This is a genomic window from Actinoplanes sp. NPDC021490 (genome assembly GCF_055562135.1).
In genome coordinates this window covers 199,698-221,305 of record NZ_JBVHFW010000005.1, presented here as the reverse complement: position 1 = coordinate 221,305, position 21,608 = coordinate 199,698, and the positions used below count along the sequence as shown (strand labels likewise).

Below are 21,608 nucleotides of genomic sequence, written 5' to 3'. Positions count from 1 at the left end.
GCCGGAATTGGCGGACCTGGACGAATTAGATAAGGCGATCCTGCGGGAATTCCAGGCGGATGCACGGAAGACGAACCGCGAGGTGGCGGCGGCCGTGGGTGTCTCGCCCACCACGGCGCTCGACCGCACCCGGGCGTTGCGGCAGCGCGGTGTCATCCGCGGCGCGATCCTCGACGTCGACCTGAAGTCGATCGGCCGTCCGGTGCAGGCGCTGATCGCCATCCGGATCCGCCCGCCGTCGCGCCGCAACATCGAGGCGTTCCGCGAGTGGGTGAGCACCCTGCCCGACACCCTCGGGCTGTACGTGACGACCGGCACCGACGATTTCATCGTGCACGTGGCCGTCCCCGACAACGACAGCCTCTACGAGTTCGTCATCGACCGGCTCACCCAGCGCCCCGAGGTGGCCGACGTGCGCACTTCGATCGTCTACGAGCACATCCGCAACAACGGGATCGCCCCGTCCCCGTGAATGGGTGACGATGGGCCCATGACGAAGCTCGGCGGACAGCAGATCGCGGCGGAGAAGCTCGACGGATGGGTCTATGTGCCCGCGGGCCTGCAGACGAGAATCGAGACCAAGGATTTCGGCACCGGGCTGGCGCTGGTGAACGCCATCGGCGAGGTGGCCGAGCAGATGGACCACCACCCCGACCTGACGCTGCGCTACCCCGCGGTCGACATCAGGCTGACCAGCCATGACGTCGGCGGGGTGACGAGCCGGGACGTACGCCTGGCCCGGGCCATCACTTCCGTCGCGTCCCGGTTGGGCCTGCGGCTGTCCGTCGAGGGGGTGTCCCGGCTCGAGTGGGCGCTGGACACCCCGGCCGCCGAGTCGGTGTCGCCGTTCTGGGCCGCCGTCTTCGGCATGAGGCCGGGCGACGGCGACCTCATCGATCCGGCCGACCGGCTGCCCGTGGTGTGGTTCCAGCATTCCGGCGACGAGGAGCCCCGCCAGCGCTGGCACGCCGACTTGTGGATCGATCCCAGCCAGGTGCAGTCCCGCATCGACGTCGCCGTGGCCGCCGGCGGCACCCTGGTCAGCGAGGCCGAGGCGCCCGCGTTCTGGGTGCTGGCCGACCCCGAGGGCAACCGGGTTTGCCTGTGCACCTGGCAGGACCGTCCCTCAGCCGACTGACACCAGTCTGGCCAGCAGCTCGCGCAGTTCCCCGAGGGCCCGCGGAGCGTGCCGGCGGCCGCCGGTGTCGACCACCTCGGTGACCCCGTCGAGCAGCCGCCCGGCCGCGGCCACCTCGCCCAGCTGCGCGAGGGCCTGCGCGGCCAGCCAGTCGCAGTAGTCCGTCCGCGCCCCCGCCGCCCGCATCTGCTCGACCAGGGCCAGGCAGACGTCGTCCAGCCCCGCCGCCAGCACGAGCCGCGCAAGGAAGTCGGTGCCGCGCAGCCACTCCACCGTCCCCGGAAACAGCTCGCGCAGCGTCTCCAGCGTGTCGACCGCCTCCTGCCGCCGCCCCGCCCCGATCAGGCTGCGTCCGAGGTCGAGCAGCGTACGGGCAATCACCGCCCGATCGTCCCCCGCCTCCGCCAGCGTCTTCCGGGCCAGCTCGACGTTGCGCAGCGCCTTGGCCCTCCGAACAGCCGGCTCCGCATACCCGCCATGCTGCAACACGATCGCCCCACGCGGCGCCGCGACGGTCACTCCTGCAAGCCGCTCATGCACCCGCCCCCGCCACTGCACCGCGCCCTTGCGATGCAGGTGGGCCGCCGTGTTCGTGTAGGGCAACTCGTCATGCGCGTTGTCCACCTCCACTTCCACGACATCGGCATCGCAACCGCGCAGAAACTCCCGCAACACCTCCGGATCCCCCGCATACCGCTGGTCCGCGTCCACCGTCATCACCCAGAGAGCGCTCCACCCCTTCAGGGCTTCGTTGCGCGCCAAACCGAAGTCGTCGGACCACTGCCCCCGGGTGACGTGGGCACCTTGCGCAGAGGCGATCTGAGCCGTTCGATCCCGCGACCCCGTGTCGTACATGTAGACCGCATCGACCACGCCCCGCAGCGACTCGAGGCAGCCCGCGATCTCGGCTTCTTCGTCCCGCACGATGAGGCTGGCGGCCAGAAATGGAATGCTCACAAGCCCCCGTTCGGCACTCCCACCCCAAACCTGAATCCACCTGAAGATCAAGCCCCCGAATACGTACGCCACGTCCTCTCCGGCAACCGCACCCCACCGAACCCGCTGCGCTTCGCGACCACCCGAGACGGTCAAGGCCATAGCGCGGCCACCGGCCGTGGCGTCCGGTCACTCCGCCCCTGCGGCCCCATTCGCCGCGTGCCAGCGGCTGAGTGCCTTGCGACGGCCGGCGTCCAGACGGCGGCTGAGTAACCGCCAGTGTCTGACAATGCCGAGCTGCTGACAGCGGCCGAGGCCCGGTGCCGACGGGGCCGTCGCTGTGGCGGATGGCGTAGCGGCTGAACGAGTCGGCGCGCTCATCGGCCAGCGACTCGTCGTCGGCAGCGTGCGCGGGGTCGAGGCTCCGGCAGACTCCCACGCTGCCCGGCTGTGCGGGCTGAACTCCGCGGCCCCTTACGGTTGCCCGGTGACGAGCGAGCGAAGAGGGCGCATCATCCTGCTCAACGGTGCTTCCAGCTCCGGCAAGACCAACATCGGCCAAGCGCTGCTCCCGCTGCTGCCCGATCCGTGGTTCTTCATCCCTGTCGATGCGCTCGGAGCCATGCGCTCCACAGTCCACACCCGCATCCTCGACGACGCCGAGATCGACGACATGCTGCGACGCACACGCCTGGGCTACCACCGCGCCGTAGCCGCCCTGGCATCAGCCGGCAACGACGTCATCATGGACTACCCGCTGACCGAAACCTGGCGCCTGGACGACCTGCTCCACACCCTGCAGCCTTATGAGGTCACGCTCGTAGAGGTCCGCTGCAGCCCCGACGAACTGGCCCGACGCGAACGCGCCCGCGGCGACCGCCCCCTGGGCCTGGCCCGCTCCCAGACCACGCCCTACACCCACGGCGACTACGACATCACCGTCGACACAACGAGCACCAGCCCAGACGACTGCGCCGCCACGATCGCCAACGCGCTCAACAAGATCCACGCACCCAGAGCCTTCGACCGACTCCGCCAAGGCCGACGTCCTTGACCGGCCCACCAGAGTCGACGTCTCCGATCGGCTGCGCCGGATTCCACGCCGTGATCCTCTGCGCCAGCGTCAACGCCGTGATCGGCCCGCGCCAGCGTCGACGCCGTGATCGGCCCGCGCCAGCGTCGACGGAGTGATCGGCCCGCGCCGGAGTCGACGCCGTGATCGCTGTGCCGGAGTCAACGCCGTGATCGGCTGCGCCGGATTGGACGCCGTGATCGGCGGCGTCAGAGCTGGCGCCTGACGGCTGCGCCGAGAGCCGGCGACCATGGCGGGCCATAGGTGTGCCGGTCGCGGAGCGTCCGCCGCGCCACGTCAGTTCGTAGATTGCCCGGCGGATGCGACTCAGCCGAAAGGCGGCCGCCAGCCCCAAGGTGGCCCCAGCCGCCACCCGTTCGGAACCGTTGACGGGCTCACCTACTGGCCCGTGGATGCGCCGGCGCGTCTTAGGCTCAAGCAAATGATCAAGATGCGGTTTCCGGCCCCCGGCCTTCCTGCCGCGATGGCCCGAGTTGGAGCGGCACTCGCGGTCGGTGGGGTGCTCACCCTGGCGGGCTGCGCGGGTCAGGTGAGCGGTACAGAGTCGGCGGATGCGCAGTCGCTCGCGTCGGCCGAACCCGCGCCGGATCCGCGGCCGTCCAGCGCACCACAAATCCACCCGCGATGGCGGGCTTGTGCCGGCGAACCGTTCATGCAGCCTCAGGACGAGGCAAATGACGCCGCGCCGCTCCCGCACTTCGGCGACACCTTTCGCCCGGTGGCCGCCGTCATGTGCCGGGAGGACACGCAGCGGCGGGCGGACGGTGGCACGAACTCGATCGCCGTCGAGGACCGCGCCGACGACGTGGCAGCCCTGCTCGCCGCGCTGCGTCAGCCCGACGCGCCACCACCGGGTCCGGATCAGTTCTGCAACTTGGATGGTTACCTCCCACCGCGGCTGGTGCTGCTCGACGGCCAAAGCCGATGGGTACGCCCGTGGATCCCCCGCGACACCTGCGGCAAGCCCCTTGCCGAGGCCACGACGGCCATGGACAAGCTGCACTGGACCCGAGTCGCCACTCGGGTGCTCGGCGAGGTCGAGTCGGCTGACGCCGCCGCGAGCGGATGCGATCAGGTCTACACCGACATGGTGTGGTTCACCGGCGTCTACCCGCCCACCCAGCAGGGCGATCTCGCCCCGCTGGCCGACGACGCCACGTCGGTACGACTGTGCATCTACCAGGTGAAGGCGAGCGGCCGGGACAGCGAAAAGCCGCAGGGCGATTTCGTCTCCGGCGGCATGCTCCCGACCAGCCGGTGGGCAGCCGTCAAGCGGGCGGTCCAGACCTCCGGAAAAGCGACGACATGCACCACCCCGGCAAACCGATTCGCCCGGCTGGAAACACCGCGGGGCGACATCTACGTGGAACTCGACGGTTGCCGACGCCTCGTAGCCCAAGGCGTCCTCCCCGCCGACGGAACTGGCGGCGACACGATCTGGCAAGCATCCCCGGACCTGCCCGCACTACTCACCAAGCCATAAGTCGTCGCGCAGCCGGCCACAGAGGTGTCAGCACTTCTGGTGTCGTCGATGTAAGAGCTTCATGGATCCGTAGGGCGGATTGCACCAAACCGTCGCGAGAGTGCCGCGCATCTCTGAGGCGTGCCGTGTGGGTGGGGAAGCGTTTGGTCGGGGCACCTACCTAGGTAGGCACGCACCCGGTCGGGTTGCCGCGCAGACGGAGAAACGGTCGGCCCAGCGCCCGCGCAGGCAGCAACAGCTGGTCGGGTACCTGCGTAGGTGGGCAATGCACCCGGCCGGCTGCCGTGCAGACGGAGAAACGACCGGTGCGGCGACCGCGTGGGCGGGGGAGCGCTTGGTCGGGCACCCGAGTCGGTAGGGAGAGCCCCCGCACGGGTGGAACAGCGCCTGGCCCGGCGCCCGCGCGGGTGGGGGTAATCGCGTGGCCCGGCGCCCGCACAGGCCGGGACAGCCTCCGGCCCGGCCCCCGCATAAGCGGAGACCGGGCCGGAGGCTGTGCCTGCAGGGCTAGCGGGAGCTGTAGCCCGCGTTGTTGTTGCGGTATTCGTCGGCGCCCTCGCGGTCGCGGGTGAAGTCCCAGCCGCCGGCTGCCTCGCGGCCGGGGCGGCCGCCCATGGCGAAGCCGCCGATTTCCTGGCCTCGGCGCCAGCCACGGAAGTAGCCCGTGGTGTGGGCGGCGATGCTGGCCGCGTCGCGGACGATGCGCAGGGGGCGTTCGTCGCGCAGCGGGGAGCCGGGCACCAGGTTGGCCTGGGGCACGCGCTTGGGCAGGCCGGCCGCGGTTTCGGCGGCCACCGCGGGGATGGAAGCCTTTTCGGCGGCGCGCCAGCCCGAGTCGTTCGGGTTGGTCCAGTCGAGCTTGTCGGACTGCTCGCTGTGGCCGGTGAACCAGGCCGAGCGGGCCGCGGCGAAGATCAGCAGGTCGGTGTCGTTGCTGTCGGCGCCGACCGGCGGGTTGATGCTGCGGTCGAGGGCGGTCAGTTTGCTGCTCGTGCTGCTGATGCTGCTGCTGGTTGTCGACGGCGGGACCGGGCGGCGGACGCCGTTGCGGCCCTCGACGAGGCGCAGCGACGGCGGCTCGTTGGCCGCTGGTAGGTCGGTGACCGTGGCGTCGAGGCCGTTGGCCAGCTGCGTGTCGACCAGCCGCAGGGCCGGCGGCTCCTTCGGCATGTCCTGCCAGGGCGGGCGGACCCGGCCGTCGGACGGCGGGGCGCTCGTGGAGGCGGCCGGCGTGCTCAGCGCGTCGTCGTTGCCGCTGGTGTTCATCAGCGGCCAGTTGGCGCGGGAGCCGGGCTCGGGAGCCTCCTGCCCGCCGGGACGCTGCGCGGGCATCGGCAGGGAGTAATCCGTGGCCTCGCCGGGCGGCGTCGCGGAACGGGTCGACGGGCGCGGCGGGATGACCGTGCGCTGGCGCTCGGCCCGGGCGTTGTTGATCGCCGCGGCGGTCAGCGTGGCCCGGAACGGCTGGCCGCTGTCGGCCGGGCTGCCGCCGTTCGGCGCGCCGGAGGACGGCGCGGACGCGGCCGGCGACACCGAGGCAGCCGGATAGGTCGTGCCGGGCGACGACACCGAGGCCGCCGGGAAGACCGTGCCGGTGGGCGACGACACCGAGGCGGCCGGGAAGACCGTGCCGGTGGGCGACGTGGGCGCAGCCGGGAAGGACGTGCCGGTCGGCGCGGCCTGGCTGCGTGAGCCCGGGCGGGTGCCCGGCGTGATCGGCGTCATGCCCGGCGGGGGCGGCGGCGTCGAGATCGGCCGGTTGCCCGGGGCGGGCGCGCGGTTGGGGAACAGCGCCGCGGGAGCGGCGGCCGCCGGCGTGACCGGCCGGGGCGCCAGGGGCGGCGGCATGACCGGGTCGGGTGCGACCGGAGGCGAAGTGAGCGGGTGGGGCGTGATCGGGCCGGTGCCGGTCGACGCGGGCTCGGGGCGGGTGCGCCGGCCGAAGCGGGAACCCTCGCCCGGCACCGACTGCAGCGGGGCGGGCTCGGCGGCGCGGCGCGTGCGACGGCTGCTGCCGGCCGGGGCGCTGCGCGCGGTGAGCGTGCCGATCAGGGAGGCGCAGGCGGCGTCGGCGGCGCGCACCGAGGCGACCGCCTGGCGCACCGTCTCACCGGCCGCCGGGGCCAGCGACTTGTTGACCCCGCCGCGGCGGGGCGACTCGCTGATCGCGACCTGGAGGGCGGTGACCGCGGCGATGATCTCGTCTTCGGTGCCGGAGCCGGCCCGGGTGAGCTCGGTGGCGACCTCTTCGGCGACGCGCTGAGGCTCGCCGTGGGAGGTCAGCCGGCCGGGCTCGGGCAGAGCGTCGAGCACGCAGAGGGCGAGCGGGTGCGACGGGTCGGGATAGGCCCGCAGGGCGGCCGGGTAGAGCTCGCGGAGCACCTCGCGCAGGGCGATGGCGGCCGCCTGCCGGCCGCTGAGCAGCGCGACGTGCGCGGACAGCACCGGCTTGTAGCTCACCAGGTCGCGCGGCACGGGCAGGGTGCCCGCCGTGAGGGCGCCCGCCTGCAGCGCGCGGGCCAGGCCGACGGCCCGGCGCGCGGCCGGCGGCGCCTGCATCTCCTCGACGGAGTCGTCGTCGGCGAACCGCTCGGCGAAGTCGTCGGCGGTGTCGTCGTCGGCCACCGCGAGCGGCCGGCCGGCCGCGGTGAGCAGGGAGGTGACCAGGTGGTCGTCGCTGTCGGCGGCGACCGCGGCGTCGGTGAATCCACTCGTGCGTTCCACGAGAAGCGAGCCGAACTCGGCGTACCCGCCGGGGTCGTCGCTGATCTCATGGACGCCGAGCAGTCGTCCTGCGTCGTCCACCACGGCGATGGTCAGTTGTGCGGCCGAGGCCCCACGCACCGATTCATCCGCCGACGCCAGACCGCAGTACACGCGCACGAGCGCCACGGCGTCGTCCTCCTCCCCAGAGGGTCAGCTGTCGTTCGGCCAAGGATTGATGGTCCCTGGTGAGGGGTCAGTCGCGCCAGTCCACAGCTGCAGAGATCTTGCCGATTACCGAGCGCCAGCCGAGACTTGCCTGTTGTGCCCCGATTTTCTTCAGTCGACGGCGACCGAAGAAGCCGCCCATGCCACCGGTTTCAGCAGCGCGGAGGGACTCGTCGAGGTCGTCGAGCGGTGAACCGGGCGACAGTGCCAGGATTACCGGCTTGATCCGAAGGGCGTGACCGAGGTCACGTGCGACCTCGCCCGCCGCGATCAGGAGCGGCAGGTCCCACGTGTCATGCCCGCCGCGCAGGTTTTCCACCACGAGGTCAAGCTCGTAGCGGTTCTCCGGCAGCGGGTCGATGTCGGTCGACTGTACCCGGTCGGCCACGGTGGCCCAGGAGTCGATTTGTGCGAGATCGTGGGGAGCACCCGAACGAATGAAGGAGACCAGCGACTCGGGGGTCTTGAAGGCGATCAACCGGCCCTTGTGGGTGAGGAAGGCGGGCACTTCCTCGTCCTCCACCTGGTCAACGGCCTCGTCCGCCTCGTCCTCGAAGTCGGCCGGATCGGGCTCGTCGGCGGCCTTTCCGTCCTTGCCGCCGTCGTTCGTCTCGCCCTCGGCCAGCAGCGCCTGGAACTCCTCGTCGACGATGACCTCTTCGTCGTCGTCGCTCTGAGCAGCGCGGCGGCGCGCCTCGAACGGGTCGTCCTCGTCGACCTCGATCTCGGTCGGCGTCAGCGTGGAGGCCTTGCGGTAGGCCCGCAGAGTGAGAGCAACGCCACCGGGCAGCGCGATCTCGATCGGCTCGACGTCGGTCTCGTCCCAGAGGGCACGCCCGGAGAGGCCGCCAGACTGCTCGGCGGACTGCGCGGCCACGGACGCGGACGCCTCGGGCTCGTCGGACTGGCTGGTCACAGTGACCTCCGGGATCGTTCTGGCGGACGGGACGGGTGATTCTGCCGACACACCCTAGTGGGCGCGCCTGGACGAGGGCTGACCGTCCCCCGCACTTCCCCATTGACCGGTGAGAAACGGTCAGAAACCCTTCGGGTGCCAGACCGTCTTGATCTCCAACAGGGCAGTCATGCGACCGGTGCCCGGGTCTTCCGAGTAGTCAACGCCCGAGACCGGCCGAAGGACCCGCTTGAGCGTGCCGGCCGCCGCCCTTTCGAGTTCGGTCGCCAGCTCCGCGTCGTCCACGCCGGACAGGTCGAGCGCGTTCACGTCGTCGTGCGAGGCGAGCCACGGCGCGATCTCGGCCGCCCGTCCGGTCAGCAGATTCACCACCCCGCCGGGTACGTCGGACGTGGCGAGCACCTCACCGAGGGTGATGGCGACCTGGGGGTTGGACGCGACCACGACCACCGTGTTGCCGGTCACGACGGCCGGGGCGATCACGCTGACCAGGCCGAGCAGCGAGCCGGGAGCGAACACGCCGATGACGCCGGTGGGCTCGGGGGCCGAGATGTTGAAGAACGGCCCGGCCACCGGGTTGGCGCCGCCGGCCACCTGGGCGATCTTGTCGGACCAGCCCGCGTACCAGACCCAGCGGTCGATCGCGGCGTCCACCTCGGCCGCCTCGACGCCGAGCGAGACGAACTCGGCCCGTCGTGCCTCCAGCATCTCGGCGATGCGGTAGAGCACCTGACCGCGGTTGTACGCCGTGGCGCCGGCCCACTTCGGCTGGGCTGCGCGGGCGGCCACCACCGCGTCGCGGGCGTCCTTGCGGGAGGCGAGGGCCACGTTGTCGCCGTCCACCAGATAGGTCCGTCCTGACTCGCTGCGCGGGAACTTCCCGGCGACGTACAGCTTGTAGGTCTTCCGCACCGCGAGGCGGGACGGGCTCGGTGACTCAGGCAAGGTACGCCTCCAGGCCGTGCCGGCCGCCCTCGCGGCCGTAACCGGATTCCTTGTAACCGCCGAACGGCGACGTGGGGTCGAACTTGTTGAACGTGTTGGCCCAGACCACACCGGCCCGCAGCTGGTCGGCGACGGCCAGGATCCGCGAGCCCTTGTCGCTCCAGATGCCGGCCGACAACCCGTACGGCGTGTTGTTGGCCTTTTCGATCGCCTCGGCCGGCGTCCGGAAGGTGAGCACCGACAGCACCGGGCCGAAGATCTCCTCACGGGCGATCCGGTGGGCCTGGGTCACTCCCGTGAAGATCGTCGGCGCGAACCAGAAGCCCCGGTCGGGCAGCGAACACTCCGGCGACCAGCGTTCCGCGCCCTCGGAGGCACCAATTTCCGACAATTCAGTAATGCGGGCCAGCTGTGCCGCGGAGTTGATCGCGCCGATGTCGGTGTTCTTGTCGAGCGGGTCGCCGACGCGCAGGGTGGCCATCCGCCGCTTGAGCGAGGCCAGCAGCTCCTCGGCGATCGACTCCTGCACCAGCAGCCGGGAGCCCGCGCAGCAGACGTGGCCCTGGTTGAAGAAGATGCCGTTGACGATGCCCTCGACCGCCTGGTCGATCGGCGCGTCGTCGAAGACGATGTTGGCCGCCTTGCCGCCCAGCTCGAGCGTCAGCTTCTTGCCGGTGCCGGCCACCGAGCGGGCGATCTGGCGGCCCACCTCGGTCGAGCCGGTGAAGGCGACCTTGTTCACGTCGGGGTGCTCGACCAGGTAGCGGCCGGTGTCGCCGGCGCCGGTCACGATGTTGACCACACCGGGCGGCAGGTCGGCCTGGCGGCAGACGTCGGCGAAGAACAGGGCCGAGAGCGGGGTCGTCTCGGCCGGCTTGAGCACCACCGTGTTGCCGGTGGCCAGCGCGGGAGCGATCTTCCAGGCCAGCATGAGCAGCGGGAAGTTCCACGGGATGACCTGGCCGGCCACGCCCAGCGGGCGCGGATCGGGGCCGAGACCCGCGTACTTCAGCTTGTCGGCCCAGCCCGCGTAGTAGAAGAAGTGGGCGGCGACCAGCGGCAGGTCGACGTCGCGCGACTCCCTGATCGGCTTGCCGTTGTCGAGCGACTCGAGCACGGCCAGCTCGCGGGCGCGTTCCTGCAGGATCCGGGCGATCCGGAACAGGTACTTCGCGCGTTCCGAGCCAGGCAGCGCCGACCAGCTCACGAAGGCGCGGCGGGCGGCGGCGACGGCCCGGTCGACGTCTTCCGGCCCGGCCAGGGCGACCTCGGCCAGCACCTCCTCGTCGGCCGGGTTGATCGTCTTGAAGGTGTCTTTGGCCTCGCCGAACTCGCCGTCGATGAACAGCCCGTACGACGGGGCGATGTCGACGATCGAGCGGGACTCGGGCGCGGGGGCGTATTCGAAGAGCGGCATCGGCCTCAGTCCAGCGTGAAGTAGTCAGGGCCGGCGTAGTGGCCGGTGGTCAGCTTGGTGCGCTGCATCAGCAGGTCGTTGAGCAGGGAGGACGCGCCGAACCGGAACCAGTCGGGGTGCAGCCAGTCGTCGCCGCAGGTCTCGTTGATCATCACCAGGTATTTGATGGCGTCCTTCGTCGTACGGATGCCGCCGGCTGGTTTGACCCCGACCTGCCGCCCGTAGCGCTCGCGGAAGTCGCGCACCGCCTCGAGCATCAGCAGCGTCACCGGGGGCGTGGCGTTGACGCCGACCTTGCCGGTGGAGGTCTTGATGAAGTCGGCGCCGGCCAGCATGGCCAGCCAGGACGCGCGCCGGACGTTGTCGTAGGTGGCGAGCTCGCCGGTCTCGAGGATGACCTTGAGGTGGGCCGGGCCGGCCGCTTCCTTGACCGCGACGATCTCGTCGAAGACGCGGGCGTAGTCGCCGGCCAGGAACGCGCCCCGGCTGATCACCATGTCGATCTCGTCGGCGCCGCCGGCCACCGCGTCACGCGTGTCGGCCAGCTTGACGTCGAGCGGGGCCTGCCCGGACGGGAACGCGGTGGCGACGCTGGCCAGGTGGACGCCCGAGCCGGCGAGCACCGCGGCGGCCGTGGGCACCATCGCCGGATAGACGCAGACCGCGGCGACCGACGGGCAGGTCGGGTCGGACGGGTCGGGCCGCAGGGCCTTGGCCGAGAGCGCCCGCACCTTGCCCGGAGTGTCGGCGCCCTCGAGGGTGGTGAGGTCGACCATCCGGATGGCCAGATCGATCGCCTGCGCCTTGCTGGTCGTCTTCACCGATCGGGTGCCCAGCGCCGCCGCCCTGGCCTCGATGCCCACCTTGTCGACGCCCGGCAGTCCGTGCAGGAAGGTCCGGAGGTCGGCGGGGGAATCGGGCAGGCCGGACAGCCTTGACGTCGCTGTCGCAGTCATGAATCGGATTCTACGCGGGCCCCCGACAGTTGATCTTGATAGACCGGTAGGTTGTCGTCGTGGACGTACTCGTCGTAGATCACCCGCTGGCTCAGACCCGCCTCACCGCCATGCGTAAGGCCGAGACCGATTCCGGCGTGTTCCGGGCGTCCCTGCACGAGTTGACCACCATGGTGGTCTACGAGGCGGCGCGGTCGTTCGCCACCGAGACGTACCCGATCAACACGCCGGTCGCGCCGACCGGGGGCACCCGCCTGGCCAACCCGCCGCTGATCGTGCCCGTGCTGCGGGCCGGGCTGGGCATGGCCGACTCGGCGCTGGCGCTGCTGCCCGAGTCGTCGATGGGCTTCGTCGGCCTCGCGCGCGACGAGCACACGTTCGAGCCCCGGGCCTACATGGAATCGCTGCCCGGCGACCTCTCCGGCCAGCCGGTGCTGGTGCTCGACCCGATGCTGGCCACCGGCGGTTCGCTGCTGCACTGCTGCAAGCTGCTGGTCGACCGGGGCTGCACCGACGTGATCATCTGCTGCGTGCTGGCCGCCCCCGAGGGTGTCCGCCGCCTGGAGGAGTCGGGCCTGCCGCTGCGCCTGGTCACCGCCTCGATCGACGAGGGCCTGAACGACAAGATGTACATCGTTCCCGGCCTGGGCGACGCCGGCGACCGCCAGTTCGGCGGCATGCGAAGGTTTTAGGCGGTCGTAAAAGACCAGCTCAGCGCCTTGCCCTGGGCGAAGGGCATGACTCCGTGGAAGACCGTGGGGGAGTCGGCGAAGACCAGCGGCAGGAAGTGCCGGTCGGACTCCCACATCGGCACGGTTCCGGCCAGCACGTCGGTCACCGGCACCCAGTGCAGGCTGCCCTCGTCGTTGCCGCTCAGCGGGGTGCCCGTCCAGGCCGGCACGCGGAAGACGAAACCGAACCAGTTCGCCCCGCCACGGCCGAAGCCGGGCCACGAGATCGTGCCGGCCAGTTCGACCGCCGTGCACTCGATGCCGGCCTCTTCACGGATCTCGCGCCGCAGGCCGCTGACCGTGTCCTCGTCGGGCTCGAGTTTGCCGCCCAGGCCGTTGTATTTGCCGTAGTGCAGATCGTCCGGGCGGGTGTCCCGCCGCACCATCAGCACTCGTTGCCCGTCGGGAGACAGCACGTAGCCCAGGGTGGCGATGATGGCTTGCACGGCAGCGACTCTAGGCCAACGTAAGCAACCGGGATATAACCGACCTGGCGATCTGATTGCGTGACTGGGGACACTATCGTTTCGATCCATGACCTCCATGCCTCTCGCCGAGGAACTGCTTCTCCTCGCGTACGACGACCAGACCGGCAAGGCGACCGGCTCCCGGATCGGGCTCGACCTCGGCATGGCCGCGGCCGTGCTGGTCGATCTCGCGCTGGCGGGGCGCATCGCGTACGTCGACGGTTTCCTCAAGGTGATCGACCCGTCCCCGATCGGCGACGCGATCGCCGACGCCGTGCTGGCCAAGGCCGCGGCCGACGAGCCGCACACGCCCGCGCAGTGGCTGCAGCGCCTGCGCCACCGCCTGCGCACCCGGGTGCTGGAAGACCTCGTGGCCCGGGGCGTGGTCAAGGACGTGGACGAGACCCAGATGGGCGTGATCCACGTGCACCGCTACCCGACCACCGACCCGGCGTTCGAGGCCGAGATCCGGGGCCGGCTGGCCGGCGCGCTGACCACCGGCGCGCTCTGCGACGAGCGCACCGCCGCCCTGGCCACCCTCCTGGTGTCGTGCCGCATGGAGCCCGCGCTGCGGCTGCCGCCGGAGGAGAACGCCAAGGCGCACGACCGCCTCGAGCAGATCGCCTCCGGCGCCGGTTTCATGGCCGGCGCCAACCTGGAGGACTCGATCGTCCGGCCCAGCGTCGCGCTCGTGGTGGCCACGCTGGGCAAGGCCATCCAGGCCGCCCTGGGCACGCCCAAGATCGCCTGATCTAGACGCCGAGGGCGGCGGCGATCTCGCGCCGCAGCCCGGCCAGGTCGTCGCTCGCCCGGGCGCGGGCGGCGGCCGGGCCGTCGGCGCCGACCGGCACGACCACTTCCAGGTACGCCTTGAGCTTGGGTTCGGTGCCCGACGGCCGGATGACCGCGCGCGCCGAGGCGGTGCGGAAGGTGAGCACGTTGTTGGCGAGGTCGTCGGTCATGCTCGCCTCCAGCCCGAGCAGCGACTCCGGCGGCGCCTGCCGCGCCCGGGTCATCGCCGCCCCGATCTCGGCCAGGTCGTCGACGCGCACCGAGAGCTGGTCGGTGGCGTGCACCCCGAACTCGGTGGCCAGTTCGTCGAGCCGGTCGGCCGGCGTACGCCCCTCGGCCTTGAGCCCGGCCACGATCTCGGCCACGGTCAGCGCGGCCGTGATGCCGTCCTTGTCACGCACCAGGCCCGGCGCTACGCAGTAGCCGAGCGCCTCCTCGTAGCCGTAGGCCAGGTCCTCGGCCGCCCGCACGATCCACTTGAACCCGGTCAGCGTCTCGGCGTAGGGCACGCCACGGGCCCGGCAGAGGCGGCCCAGCAGCTGCGACGAGACGATCGTGGTCGCGTACGTCCCCGGGACGCCCCGCCGGATCAGGTGGTCCCCGAGCAGCACTCCCAGCTCGTCGCCGCGCAGCGCCCGCCACCCGTCCGCGGTCGGGATGGCCACCGCGCACCGGTCCGCGTCCGGGTCGTTGGCGATGGCCAGGTCGGCGCCGGACGAGGCGGCGAGGGCCAGCAGCAGATCTATCGCGCCCGGTTCCTCCGGGTTGGGGAACGCGACGGTCGGGAATTCGGGGTCGGGTTCGGCCTGCTCGGCCACCACGGCCGGGGCCGGGAAGCCCGCCGCGGCGAACGAGGCCAGCAGCGTGGTGGCGCCCACCCCGTGCATCGGCGTGTACGCCACGGCGAGATCGCGCGGGCCGTCCGGGTCGAGCACGGCGGCGGCGCTTCCGGCGTACCGCTCGAGGATCTTGTCGTCGAGGACCGTGCCCGGCGAGCCCAGCGGGATGTCGGCGATCGGCCCGACGGCCCGGATCGCCGCCTCGATGCCCGCGTCGGCCGGCGGCACGATCTGGGCGCCGTCACCACCCGGTCCGCCCAGCTCACGCCCGAGGTACACCTTGTAGCCGTTGTCCTGCGGCGGGTTGTGGCTGGCGGTGACCATGACCCCGGCCACGGCGTCGAGAGCCCGCACCGCGTACGCCAGCACGGGCGTCGGCAGCAGGCTCGGCATGATCAGGGCCTCGCGTCCGGCGCCGGTCGCGACCCGGGCGGTCTGCTCGGCGAACTCCTTCGAGCCGTGCCGGGCGTCGTACCCGATCACCAGCGGTCCCTCGCCGCCCTGCCCGGCCAGCCAGGTGATCAGCCCGGCCGCGGCCCGGGTGACCACGGCCAGGTTCATCCCGTTGGGCCCGGCGCGCAGCCGGCCGCGCAGACCGGCCGTGCCGAAGGTCAGCGGGCCGGCGAACCGGTCGCGCAGCTCGTCGGCGGTGCCGGGCAGCCCGGCGATCAGCCGGCTCAGCTCGGCCCGGGTGGCCGGGTCGGGATCGTCCGCCAGCCAGGTCTCGGCCAGGGACTGGAGTTCGTCAGGAGCCATCAGGGATTGATAGCACGCCCGGGTCGGTCAGGAGGCCTGCAGGGCGTACGTCTTGATCATTTGGTCGAAGATCGGCTTGCTGCCGGCGAACTGCGACTCGTTGGTGGTCAGGAAGAACGAATACGCCTTGCCGCCCGAGATCACCGCGCCCCAGAGACCGTGCCGGGCCTGGTCACCGGTGCCACACGTGTATTCGAGCACGGCGCCGTCGCGTCCGGCGATCTTGGTGTCGGTCAGACCCACTTGCGCGTACGGCTTGGGGCAGTTCGTCGAGCGCGTCTTCAGCGTGTTCTCGGCGACGCCCAGGAAGGTCTGCGGGGTGGCGCGGGACGACGCGTCCTCGACCAGGATGCGGACCTTGCGCTTGGCGTCGTTCGGGTCCACGAAGTCGACATAGACACCGCCCGGCTTCTTGCTCCACGCCCGGGGCACCTGCACCTTGACGCCGCGGTCGTTGTATTCCTGCGTCGGGAACGTCGCCGGCTTGGCCGCCGAGTTGCCCGTCGGGGCGGCGACCGGCGCGCCGGCGTCGTCGTCACCGTTGCCGACCAGCGAAAAGACCGCGATCAGCAGGATCACCACGGCCAGCGCGCCGCCGCCCGCGATCAGTTGCTGCTTGCGCGGCCAGCCCTTGACCGTCTCGACCGCCTTGCCGGTGGTCTCCTTGGCGGTGGCCACGGCGCCGGCGATCATCGCTTGGCGCTTGGCGGCCGGGCTGCCGACGATCGTGCCCCGCATCGGCTCCTGGGCCGCGCGGGCGCCGTTCCAGGCCTCGCGGGGCGGAAGCATGCTGGTGGTGTCGCTCGAGGCAGCCGGCATCAAACCGGTCGGGGTGGACTCGGCGGCCCGCCGGCGGGCGTTGCCCGGGGTGGACGCGTTGCCCTGCTGCAACTTGTTGAAGTGGTCGGTGAGCGACTCGCCCGGCGCGAGCATGGCCCGGCCGCCGATCTGGCCGTTGGCCGACGGCGGGATCGGCTGGGTCTCGGCGGGCGCCGCGGGCGGCCGCTGCGCCGGGACGACCGAATAGGGGTCGGTCATCATGTGCGGCGGGCTGTTGCTGGCCAGCGGGCCGGCGAGCTGCTGCCGCAGGATGGTGCGCGCGGTCTGCACGTCCATCCGCCGGTCGGGGTCCTTCTCGAGCAGGCCCATCAGCACCGGGGTGAGCGAGCCGGCCCGGACGGCCGGGGTCGGCGGGTCCTCGACCACGGCGTGCATGGTCTCGATCGGGTCGCCCTTGTCGAACGGGGGACGGCCCTCGACCGCGGTGTAGAGCGTGACGCCCAGCGAGAACAGGTCGCTCGGCGGGCCGAACGAGCTGCCCATGGCCCGTTCGGGGGAGATGAAGTGCGGCGAGCCCAGCACCATGCCGGGGGTGGTCAGCTGCACGTCGGTGGGCATGCGGGCGACACCGAAGTCGGTCAGCACGCAGCGGCCGTCACCGCAGATCAGCACGTTGGCCGGCTTGACGTCGCGGTGCAGCACGCCGTGCGCGTGCGCGACCTCGAGCGCGCCCAGCAGCGCGATGCCGATCTTGGCGACGACCCGGGGCGGGATCGGCCCGTCCTCGATCACCATGTCGGCCAGGCTGCGCGCGTCGAGCAGCTCCATCACGATCCACGGCCGGCCGTTCTCGTGCACCACGTCGTAGACCTGCACGACCGCCGGGTGCTGCAGGGCGGCCGCCGCGCGGGCCTCGCGCATGGTGCGCTCATACATCGCGTCGCGGTCGCTGGGGGCCAGGCCGGGCGGGAGGATGACCTCTTTGATGGCCACATCGCGGCGCAGCAGCGTGTCGGCCGCGCGCCACACCGTGCCCATGCCGCCATGGCCCACCGCGGCACGAAGGGTGTACCGCCCGCCGATGAGCGTGCCCGGGGCTGCGCGTCCGCTGGTCGAAGCGTTGTTGCCGCCGCTCCACGTCGGAATCTGAGTCACTGAGGATGCCACCGAGGGGGTGTAGGGGCCGTCGCACGAACCCCGCTATCTTGCCGTGCGGCCACCCCGATTTGAAAGTCGCAACCGTCGTGTTTCGGCGAACTCGACAGTAGGTGACCGTGAAATCGCATTGTGTGGACAGTTTCGGACGCAGAGTGCAAAAGTCCTCACTCGGCCGGACTGAACGAAGGTTTAGGATCGCGGATGTGAACGCGGAGTCGGGTTTCGAGATCAAGCCGGTGTATCGGAAGGGTGACGTCCCGCCGGAGGCCCCGATCGGCGAGCCGGGCGAATTCCCGTACACCCGTGGGGTGTATCCGGCGATGTACACGAAACGGCCGTGGACCATGCGGCAGTACGCGGGTTTCGGCACCGCGGCCGAGTCGAACGCGCGCTATCACCAGCTGCTCGCGGCGGGCACGATGGGCCTGTCGGTCGCGTTCGACCTGCCCACCCAGATGGGGTACGACTCGGACGACGCGATCGCGCACGGGGAGGTCGGCAAGGTCGGCGTCGCGATCGACTCGCTGGACGACATGCGGCAGCTCTTCGACGGCATCCCGCTCGACCGGGTCTCCACCTCGATGACGATCAACGCGCCCGGCTCGGTGCTGTTGCTGCTCTATCAGCTCGTCGCCGAGGAGCAGGGGGTCGCCGGGCCGGCCCTGCGCGGCACGATCCAGAACGACATCCTCAAGGAATACATCGCCCGGGGAACCTATATTTTCCCGCCCAAACCGTCGTTGCGCCTGGTCGCGGACACGTTCGCGTACTGCCGGGCCGAGATACCGAATTGGAACACGATCTCGATCTCCGGCTATCACATGGCCGAGGCCGGCGCCTCGCCCGCTCAGGAGATCGCCTTCACGCTGGCCAACGGCATCGAGTACGTGCGAACGGCGCGGGACGCGGGTCTGGCCGTCGACGATTTCGCGCCCCGGTTGTCGTTCTTCTTCGTGGCCCGCACCACGCTTCTCGAGGAGATCGCGAAATTCCGCGCGGCCCGTCGCATGTGGGCCCGGATCATGCGCGACCAGTTCGGCGCCAAAGATCCGAAATCGCTGATGCTGCGTTTCCACACCCAGACCGCGGGCGTGCAGCTCACCGCCCAGCAGCCCGAGGTCAACCTCGTGCGGGTCGCCGTCCAGGCGCTGGGCGCGATCGCCGGGGGCACCCAGTCGCTGCACACCAACGCGTACGACGAGGCGCTCGCGCTGCCCACCGAGAAGTCGGCCCGCCTGGCCCTGCGCACCCAGCAGATCCTGGCGTACGAGTCGGGCCTGACCGGGACGGTCGACCCGTTCGCCGGGTCGTACGCGATCGAGGCTCTGACCGACGAGGTCGAGCGGGAGGTGACCGGGCTGATCGAGCGCGTCTTCTCGTACGGGTCGGCCGTGGACGCCATCGAGCAGGGCTTCCAGAAGCAGGAGATCGAGGCGTCGGCGTACCGGATCGCCCAGGAGATCGACAGCGGCGAGCGGGTCGTGGTCGGGGTCAACCGGTTCGTGGCCGACGAGGAGGAGCGTTACGAGCCGCTCCGCGTCGACCCGGCGATCGAGGCCGGCCAGGTGTCGCGGCTGGCCACTTTGCGAACCGCCCGTGACTCGGCGGCGGTCGAATCGGCGCTGGCGGATTTGGCGAAGGCCGCCGGGGGAACGGAGAACGTCTTACCGTTGATGAAAGAGGCGTTGCGTCTTCGTGCCACAGTGGGCGAGGTATGCCACACCTTGCGCGGTGTATGGGGCGTTTACCATCCGGTCGAACGCTTCTGATTCGTAGCCGGACAGATCTCCGGACGGACTCTCGGTGTGCCCCACCGCGGTGCGCCGTGGCACTGTAGAAAAGCCCCTATCAGGGCTTACGTGACCGAGCGCGATCTTGTGCGTACGGGAATGGCGTTGCACAGCGTTACCAAAAACGGTCTAAGCTGTCGCCCGTCTCGGAAACATGGCAAAACGCCCGACATGACTATTGAGATACGGATGCCGACGTGACTACGACTCTGACGGAGCCCGAAGGGTCCCAGAAGGAGTGGCCCGGGCCGTTGCCCGGCGCCGAGCCCCTGCCCGGCCAGCTCGACCGCTGGCTCGCCACCCACGGCAAGGAGCTCGTAGCGATCCGGCGTCACATTCACGCGCACCCCGAGCCCTCTTATCACGAGTTCGAGACCGCCGCCCTGGTCGCTCGCGAGCTGGCCGTGGCCGGCCTGTCGCCGCGCATGCTGCCCGAGGGCAACGGCGTGATCTGTGACATCGGCGAAGGCGACCGGGTGATCGCGTTCCGCGCCGACCTCGACGCGCTGCCGCTGCAGGACCTCAAGACCGTGCCGTACAAGTCGACGGTGCCCAACGTCGCGCACGCCTGCGGTCACGACGTGCACACCACCGTGATGCTCGGCCTCGGCCTGGCGCTGCAGCAGCTCGCCGGGCAGGGCGAGCTGCCCGGCCGGATCCGCCTGATCTTCCAGTGCGCCGAGGAGACCGTGCCCTCGGGCGCCCCCAAGCTGATCGCCGCGGGCGCCCTCAAGGACGTTGCCGCGATCTTCGCGCTGCACTGCTACCCGCAACTGCCCGCGGGCCTGGTCGGGGTGCGCTCCGGCCCGTTCACCGCGGCCGCCGACACGGTCGACGTCAAGCTGACCGGCCCGGGCGGGCACACGGCCCGGCCGCATCTGACCGCCGACCTGGTCTACGCGCTGGCCAAGGTGATCACGGACGTGCCCGCGCTGCTGGGCCGCCGGGTCGACCCGCGGGCCGGCCTGTCGATGGTGTGGGGCGCGGTGCACTCGGGCGAGGCGTTCAACGCGATCCCGGGCGAGGGCCAGGCCCGGGGCACCGTGCGGATCCTCAGCCGCGACGCCTGGCGCAGCGCCCCCGAACTGGTCACCCAGCTGATCAAGGACGTGGTCGCGCCGACCGGGGCGCACGTCGAGGTCGGCTATCACCGGGGTGTCCCGCCGGTGATCAACGATCGGATGGCGGCCGCGGTCGTCGCGGGCGCCGCCGGGGCCGCGCTCGGCCCCGACCGGGTGGTCGAGGCCGAGATCAGCATGGGCGGCGAGGACTTCTCGTTCTATCTCGACCAGGTGCCGGGCGCGATGATCCGGCTGGGCACCGGGGTGCCCGGCTCGGACGAGAAGCACGACCTGCACCAGGGCGACTTCGATGTGGACGAGAACTGCATCGGCTACGGCGTGCGGGTCATGGTCCACACCGCCCTGGCCGCCCTGTCGACCGGAGCTTTCTAAGGCTGAGGGGGCGCCGGCGGCCCGGAAACGGGTGGTTGCGGCGGCCCCTGAACCGCGTACGCCGGACGGCGGCGCGAGCGGTTGTAGCGGCGTACGGCGTAAATGACCGCCCAGGCCGGCAGGCCGAAGGCGATCAGCCAGGGCAGCAGCGCCCCCAGCACGGTCAGCAGCACCCGGAGCGAGGCCAGCAGCGCGTCCCAGCCCGCGCCCAGACCGCCCAGGAAACCGGGCGGGTCGTCGTCGCTGACCGCCGCCGCCTCGGGGTCGAGCAGGGTGACCGTGATCGTCGACAGGGCGGTCAGGTCGGCCAGGCGCCGCTTCTTGGCCTGCAGCGACGCCAGGTCGGCCTCGCGGGTCGCCACCTCGCGCTCGAGCATCACCAGGTCGTTGAGCGACTTGGCCTGGGACAGCAGCTTGCGGCCGCTGTCGACCCGGGCCTGCTGCACGGTGATCCGCGCGTCCAGGTCGACCGTCTGTTCGGTGACGTCCTCGGTGCTGATCTGGCGTTCTTCCTCGGTGCCCAGCTTGGACAGCTGGTCGACCACGCCGGAGAACTTGTCGGCCGGGACGCGCAGTTCCATGGTCGCGGAGTCGGCGCCGGAGCCGCTGCTGCGGTTGTCCCCGCTGACGAAGCCGCCGGCCGTGCCGGCGATGCCGGTGGCGCGCCCGGCCGCGGCGTCGACGTTGTCGACCCGGACGGCCACCGTGCCGCGATAGATGATCGAGCGCTGTTCGACCTTGAGGTCGGGCGCCTGGGCCTGGGTGTCCCGGCCCGCCGCGGGCGCGGCCGCCTCGCCCTTGCCCGCCTCGCCCTGGTCCATCGCGGGCGCCCCGCCGGAGGAGGCGGAGTTGTCCGAGGCGCCGTCCCCGCATCCGGCCAGCAGAACGCCGGCGAGCAGCACAGTTCCGAGAAGATATGTTTTTCGCGTACGAATCGCGCGCATGATTTCTCCCAACCCCGTTTCGGTGTGCCCCTGGGACGTGCGGCGGACGTTTTCCGGTTCCGGCAGACTGCCGAAACGGCGG

General features: G+C 71.1%; 18 protein-coding genes. 8 read left to right on the top strand and 10 right to left on the bottom strand.

Annotation, left to right across the window (positions count from 1 at the left end):
• Window positions 1-7 precede the first annotated feature (7 nt).
• Window positions 8-472 carry an Lrp/AsnC family transcriptional regulator gene (locus ACZ3I4_RS15850; RefSeq protein ID WP_465382651.1) on the top strand — a complete coding sequence of 155 codons (465 nt, stop codon included), beginning with the start codon at window positions 8-10 and terminating at the stop codon, window positions 470-472.
• 18 nt (window positions 473-490) lie between these two features.
• Window positions 491-1,138, top strand: a complete 648-nt coding sequence (locus tag ACZ3I4_RS15845) for a 4a-hydroxytetrahydrobiopterin dehydratase (protein WP_465382650.1) — start codon at window positions 491-493, stop codon at window positions 1,136-1,138.
• Here ACZ3I4_RS15845 and ACZ3I4_RS15840 read toward each other — a convergent pair.
• Complete coding sequence (locus ACZ3I4_RS15840; protein ID WP_465382649.1) at window positions 1,127-2,167, bottom strand: glycosyltransferase; 1,041 nt, start codon at window positions 2,165-2,167, stop codon at window positions 1,127-1,129. The two genes, ACZ3I4_RS15845 and ACZ3I4_RS15840, sit on opposite strands and share 12 nt — an antisense overlap.
• Window positions 2,168-2,561: 394 nt before the next feature.
• Between ACZ3I4_RS15840 and ACZ3I4_RS15835 the strand changes: the two genes are divergently transcribed.
• Together ACZ3I4_RS15835 and ACZ3I4_RS15830 are read left to right on the top strand one after the other, a co-directional pair.
• Entirely contained in the window at window positions 2,562-3,128 is a 567-nt protein-coding gene (locus tag ACZ3I4_RS15835) for a chloramphenicol phosphotransferase CPT family protein (protein ID WP_465382648.1), read from the top strand.
• Between the two features lie 460 nt (window positions 3,129-3,588).
• Window positions 3,589-4,650: a hypothetical protein gene (locus tag ACZ3I4_RS15830; RefSeq protein WP_465382647.1), complete on the top strand. Its 1,062-nt coding sequence runs from the start codon at window positions 3,589-3,591 to the stop codon at window positions 4,648-4,650.
• Window positions 4,651-5,157: 507 nt separating this feature from the next.
• On the opposite strand, the gene ACZ3I4_RS15825 is transcribed toward ACZ3I4_RS15830, so the two are convergent.
• The 5 genes from ACZ3I4_RS15825 to deoC form a co-directional block, all read right to left on the bottom strand.
• Window positions 5,158-7,542, bottom strand: a complete 2,385-nt coding sequence (locus ACZ3I4_RS15825) for a transposase (protein WP_465382646.1) — start codon at window positions 7,540-7,542, stop codon at window positions 5,158-5,160.
• A gap of 67 nt (window positions 7,543-7,609) precedes the next feature.
• Window positions 7,610-8,497, bottom strand: a complete 888-nt coding sequence (locus ACZ3I4_RS15820) for a DNA primase (protein WP_465382645.1) — start codon at window positions 8,495-8,497, stop codon at window positions 7,610-7,612.
• Between the two features lie 120 nt (window positions 8,498-8,617).
• Entirely contained in the window at window positions 8,618-9,442 is an 825-nt protein-coding gene (locus ACZ3I4_RS15815) for an aldehyde dehydrogenase family protein (protein WP_465382644.1), read from the bottom strand.
• Window positions 9,435-10,859: an aldehyde dehydrogenase family protein gene (locus tag ACZ3I4_RS15810; RefSeq protein ID WP_465382643.1), complete on the bottom strand. Its 1,425-nt coding sequence runs from the start codon at window positions 10,857-10,859 to the stop codon at window positions 9,435-9,437. The genes ACZ3I4_RS15815 and ACZ3I4_RS15810 overlap by 8 nt, the downstream gene beginning before the upstream one ends.
• Window positions 10,860-10,864: 5 nt before the next feature.
• Entirely contained in the window at window positions 10,865-11,815 is a 951-nt protein-coding gene (deoC, locus tag ACZ3I4_RS15805; protein WP_465382642.1) for a deoxyribose-phosphate aldolase, read from the bottom strand.
• A gap of 59 nt (window positions 11,816-11,874) precedes the next feature.
• Here deoC and upp point away from each other — a divergent pair, with 59 nt between their 5' ends.
• Window positions 11,875-12,507 (top strand): uracil phosphoribosyltransferase, encoded by a 633-nt coding sequence (gene upp / locus ACZ3I4_RS15800; RefSeq protein ID WP_465382641.1) that lies wholly within the window; start codon window positions 11,875-11,877, stop codon window positions 12,505-12,507.
• On the opposite strand, the gene ACZ3I4_RS15795 is transcribed toward upp, so the two are convergent.
• Window positions 12,504-12,992, bottom strand: a complete 489-nt coding sequence (locus ACZ3I4_RS15795; RefSeq protein WP_465382640.1) for an NUDIX hydrolase — start codon at window positions 12,990-12,992, stop codon at window positions 12,504-12,506. The two genes, upp and ACZ3I4_RS15795, sit on opposite strands and share 4 nt — an antisense overlap.
• An 88-nt stretch (window positions 12,993-13,080) precedes the next feature.
• On the opposite strand from ACZ3I4_RS15795, the gene ACZ3I4_RS15790 reads away from it, so the two are divergent.
• Window positions 13,081-13,764, top strand: a complete 684-nt coding sequence (locus tag ACZ3I4_RS15790; protein WP_465382639.1) for a GOLPH3/VPS74 family protein — start codon at window positions 13,081-13,083, stop codon at window positions 13,762-13,764.
• A gap of 1 nt (window position 13,765) precedes the next feature.
• Here the strand turns inward: ACZ3I4_RS15790 and ACZ3I4_RS15785 are convergent, their stop codons facing one another.
• Window positions 13,766-15,400 carry a phospho-sugar mutase gene (locus ACZ3I4_RS15785; protein WP_465382638.1) on the bottom strand — a complete coding sequence of 545 codons (1,635 nt, stop codon included), beginning with the start codon at window positions 15,398-15,400 and terminating at the stop codon, window positions 13,766-13,768.
• Window positions 15,401-15,427: 27 nt separating this feature from the next.
• Window positions 15,428-17,335: a serine/threonine-protein kinase gene (locus ACZ3I4_RS15780; RefSeq protein WP_465382637.1), complete on the bottom strand. Its 1,908-nt coding sequence runs from the start codon at window positions 17,333-17,335 to the stop codon at window positions 15,428-15,430.
• A 206-nt stretch (window positions 17,336-17,541) separates the two neighbouring features.
• Here ACZ3I4_RS15780 and ACZ3I4_RS15775 point away from each other — a divergent pair, with 206 nt between their 5' ends.
• Together ACZ3I4_RS15775 and ACZ3I4_RS15770 are read left to right on the top strand one after the other, a co-directional pair.
• Window positions 17,542-19,107, top strand: a complete 1,566-nt coding sequence (locus tag ACZ3I4_RS15775) for an acyl-CoA mutase large subunit family protein (RefSeq protein WP_465382636.1) — start codon at window positions 17,542-17,544, stop codon at window positions 19,105-19,107.
• A gap of 218 nt (window positions 19,108-19,325) precedes the next feature.
• A complete protein-coding gene (locus tag ACZ3I4_RS15770; RefSeq protein ID WP_465382635.1) occupies window positions 19,326-20,582 on the top strand; it encodes an amidohydrolase in 1,257 nt (418 codons plus the stop codon).
• Here the strand turns inward: ACZ3I4_RS15770 and ACZ3I4_RS15765 are convergent.
• On the bottom strand, window positions 20,579-21,526 hold the full coding sequence (locus ACZ3I4_RS15765; RefSeq protein WP_465382634.1) for a DUF4349 domain-containing protein: 948 nt from the start codon (window positions 21,524-21,526) through the stop codon (window positions 20,579-20,581). The two genes, ACZ3I4_RS15770 and ACZ3I4_RS15765, sit on opposite strands and share 4 nt — an antisense overlap.
• Window positions 21,527-21,608: the final 82 nt, after the last annotated feature.

Excerpts from the sequence above, each read along its gene's own strand:
- ACZ3I4_RS15845 (WP_465382650.1), top strand. The coding sequence starts at position 491 with ATGACGAAGCTCGGCGGACAGCAGATCGCGGCGGAGAAGCTCGACGGA.
- ACZ3I4_RS15830 (WP_465382647.1), top strand. The coding sequence starts at position 3,589 with ATGATCAAGATGCGGTTTCCGGCCCCCGGCCTTCCTGCCGCGATGGCC.
- ACZ3I4_RS15810 (WP_465382643.1), bottom strand. The coding sequence starts at position 10,859 with ATGCCGCTCTTCGAATACGCCCCCGCGCCCGAGTCCCGCTCGATCGTC.
- deoC (WP_465382642.1), bottom strand. The coding sequence starts at position 11,815 with ATGACTGCGACAGCGACGTCAAGGCTGTCCGGCCTGCCCGATTCCCCC.
- ACZ3I4_RS15790 (WP_465382639.1), top strand. The coding sequence starts at position 13,081 with ATGACCTCCATGCCTCTCGCCGAGGAACTGCTTCTCCTCGCGTACGAC.
- ACZ3I4_RS15785 (WP_465382638.1), bottom strand. The coding sequence starts at position 15,400 with ATGGCTCCTGACGAACTCCAGTCCCTGGCCGAGACCTGGCTGGCGGAC.
- ACZ3I4_RS15765 (WP_465382634.1), bottom strand. The coding sequence starts at position 21,526 with ATGCGCGCGATTCGTACGCGAAAAACATATCTTCTCGGAACTGTGCTG.